Raw genomic sequence first — 2,935 nt, forward strand, 5'->3', positions numbered from 1 at the left:
CCGCCGAACGGGCGCGGGATCCGCGCGGCGCGCGGAGGCGAAGAGCGCGACGTGCGGCCCCTGGAGAAGCGCCTCGCCGCGCCCTCGGCCTCAAGGTCGCCATCGCCGGCAAGGGCGAAGCGGGCGAATTGCGCATCCTCTATGCCAGCCTCGACCAGCTGGACGACATCTGCCGCCGCCTGGGTCTGGACTGAGCGCTGCGGCCGCCAGGATCGCTGCGCCGGCGCCCCGGCGCGGCGGGAACGAACGGGCAACTCCCCGCCAGGCCGATTCGCGCCCGCTTCGTTCCCATGGCGTTCCCCACCGCGCGGCATCTCCGTGCCGATCCGGGACAATTGCCGCGGCGCGGTCTTTCCGCAGGCAAGGCGAGCGCCTATCTTCGGGAATGAAGAGCGGCGCATGCCGCATCCCCCGTTCCAAGGACGCCTTGCGATGTTCATCCAGACCGAAGCGACGCCGAACCCGGCGACCCTGAAGTTCCTGCCCGGCCGCTCCGTGCTCGGCGAGGGCACGCTGGAGGTGCGCTCGCCCGACGATGCCGGCCGCTCGCCGCTCGCCCAGCGCCTGTTCGAGGTGGACGGCGTCTCCGGCGTGTTCCTGGGTTCGGACTTCGTCACCGTCACCAAGGCCAAGGGCGAGTGGCCTCAGATGAAGCCGGCCATCCTCGGCGCCATCATGGAGCACTTCCTCTCCGGCGCCCCAGTGGTGGCCGAGGGCGTCGCCGCCACGCACGACGACGAGGACGAGTTCTTCGCCGCGGACGATGCCGAGATCGTCTCCACCATCAAGGAGCTGCTGGAGACGCGGGTGCGCCCGGCGGTGGCCAATGACGGCGGCGACATCACCTTCCGCGGCTTCAAGGAGGGCGTCGTGTTCCTCAACATGAAGGGCTCGTGCTCCGGCTGCCCCTCCTCCACGGCGACGCTGAAGAACGGCATCGAGAACCTCTTGCGGCACTTCGTGCCCGAGGTGCAGGAGGTGCGCCCGGTCTGAGCGGTTCGCCGCCTGCGCGCACCGGCGCCCGCCCGCCCGCATTAACCTTGAGAAAGGGTAAGCACCGCCCAACCCCTTCCGCCGGCGCCGTTTCCGGTCAATCGTGAGGGGTGAGAAGGGCGTCCGTTAATGCTTGTGCTTGCCATAGATACCGCGCTCGCCGCCTGTTCGGTGGCCGTGCTCGACGCCGATGCCGACACGGTGGTGGCCGGCGACAGCGTGCTCATGGAGCGCGGCCATGCGGAGGCGCTGATCCCCATGGTGGAGCGCGTCATGGCCGCCGCCGGGCTCGACTTCGAGCAGATCGACCGGTTCGCCGTCACCGTCGGGCCGGGCAGCTTCACCGGGCTCCGGGTCGGCATCTCGGCGGCGCGCGGCTTCGGGCTTGCCTGCGACCGGCCGGTGGCAGGCATCACCACGCTCGCCGCCCTCGCCGCCCCGTTCCTCGCCACCGACGACACGCTGCCGGTGGTCGCCGCCATTGATGCGCGCCACGACAACGTCTTCCTGCAGATGTTCGGCGCCAGCGGGCGCACCCTCATCGCCCCGCGCGCCACCACGGTGCGCGACGCGGCGCGGGCGGTGGCGATCGGCCCGGCGCGCCTCGTCGGCTCCGGCGCTGCCCTGATCGCCGACGCCTGGCGCCCCGGCGAGCAGCCCCCGGTCTCGGTGGATTTCGCCGCCGCCGCCGGACATCGCCTGGGTGGCGCGCCTCGGCGCGGTCGCCGATCCCGCCGTGGCCGAGCCGCGGCCCTTCTATCTGCGCCCGCCGGACGCCAAGCCGCAGGACAAGGCGCGCATCGCCCGCCGATGAGGAGCCTGATCGAAAGGCTGTTCCCGCCGCGCCCGCCGGCGGTGCGGGACGCGGTCGCCGCCGATGCCGGCCTGATGGCGCAGATCCATGCCCGCGCCTTCCGTCACGGCTGGGACGCCGAGGAATTCGAGCGCCTGATCGCCGAGCGCGCGGTGCGCGCCCATGTGGTGAGCGAGGGGCCGCGCGGTGCGCCCCTGGGCTTCGTCGTCTCCCACGTGGTGGCGCCGGAAGCGGAAATCCTCTCGGTGGCCGTGCGCACCGACCGGCGGCGGGCGCGGCCTCGGCCGGGCGCTGCTGCGCCATCACCTCGCGCGGCTCGCGGCGGAGGGCGTCACCACCTCGTTCCTGGAGGTGGAGGAGGGCAATGGCGGCGCCCTCGCGCTCTACCGCCGCCTCGGCTATGCCGAGGTGGGCCGGCGCAAGGGCTATTATGACGCCGGCGCCGCCGATGCGCTGCTGCTGCGCCTGGATTTCTGACTCCCGACGGGCTCCGCCCCGCGGCCCCGCGCCCCTTGCGGCGGGCCGGTGGGAAAGCGATAAGGCGGTCTGTCGCCGGCATGCGGAGGTGCCGCCCTTGAATGACAAGATCAGCGTGATCGAGGAGGCCTGCCTCGCCAAGGGCATGCGCATGACCGAGCAGCGCCGGGTGATCGCCCGCGTGCTCTCGGGCGCCGCCGACCATCCCGATGTGGAGGAGCTGTACCGGCGCGCCGCCGCGATCGACGACAAGATCTCCATCTCCACCGTCTACCGCACCGTGAAGATGCTGGAGGATGCCGGCATCATCGAGCGGCACGATTTCGGCGACGGCCGCGCCCGCTACGAGCAGATGCCGGACGAGCACCACGACCACCTGATCGACCTGCGCACCGGCCGCGTCATCGAGTTCCGCTCGGAGGAGATCGAGCGCCTGCAGGAGGAGATGGCGCGCCGGCTCGGCTTCAAGCTGGTGGGCCACCGCCTGGAACTCTATGCCGTGCCCCTGGACGAGGAGTGAGCGGCGCGCCGCCTCGCGATGACGCATCAAGGCCCGACGCCCCCGATGGACATTCCATCGGACGCGCCCGTGACCGCGGCCGGCGGCGATCCGCGCCCGCCGTCGGCCTGCCGGACGCGGTCGGCCCGGCT

Annotated in this window: 3 protein-coding genes and 2 pseudogenes; all 5 read left to right on the plus strand. The window is 72.3% G+C overall.

The features are described from left to right. A pseudogene (locus tag AC2W7M_RS22980) lies at positions 1-194 on the plus strand (ParB/RepB/Spo0J family partition protein); the annotation flags it as partial. A gap of 238 nt (positions 195-432) precedes the next feature. Beyond that, positions 433-993 carry a NifU family protein gene (locus tag AC2W7M_RS22985; protein ID WP_486135205.1) on the plus strand — a complete coding sequence of 187 codons (561 nt, stop codon included), beginning with the start codon at positions 433-435 and terminating at the stop codon, positions 991-993. Between the two features lie 129 nt (positions 994-1,122). After that, positions 1,123-1,701 (plus strand): annotated as a pseudogene (gene tsaB, locus AC2W7M_RS22990) (tRNA (adenosine(37)-N6)-threonylcarbamoyltransferase complex dimerization subunit type 1 TsaB); the annotation flags it as partial. Between the two features lie 292 nt (positions 1,702-1,993). After that, complete coding sequence (locus AC2W7M_RS22995) at positions 1,994-2,284, plus strand: GNAT family N-acetyltransferase (protein WP_486135207.1); 291 nt, start codon at positions 1,994-1,996, stop codon at positions 2,282-2,284. 145 nt (positions 2,285-2,429) lie between these two features. Next, positions 2,430-2,804 carry a Fur family transcriptional regulator gene (locus AC2W7M_RS23000; protein WP_121624555.1) on the plus strand — a complete coding sequence of 125 codons (375 nt, stop codon included), beginning with the start codon at positions 2,430-2,432 and terminating at the stop codon, positions 2,802-2,804. Positions 2,805-2,935: the final 131 nt, after the last annotated feature.

Source organism: Xanthobacter sp. BG11Y11_SDJG (assembly GCF_057364445.1).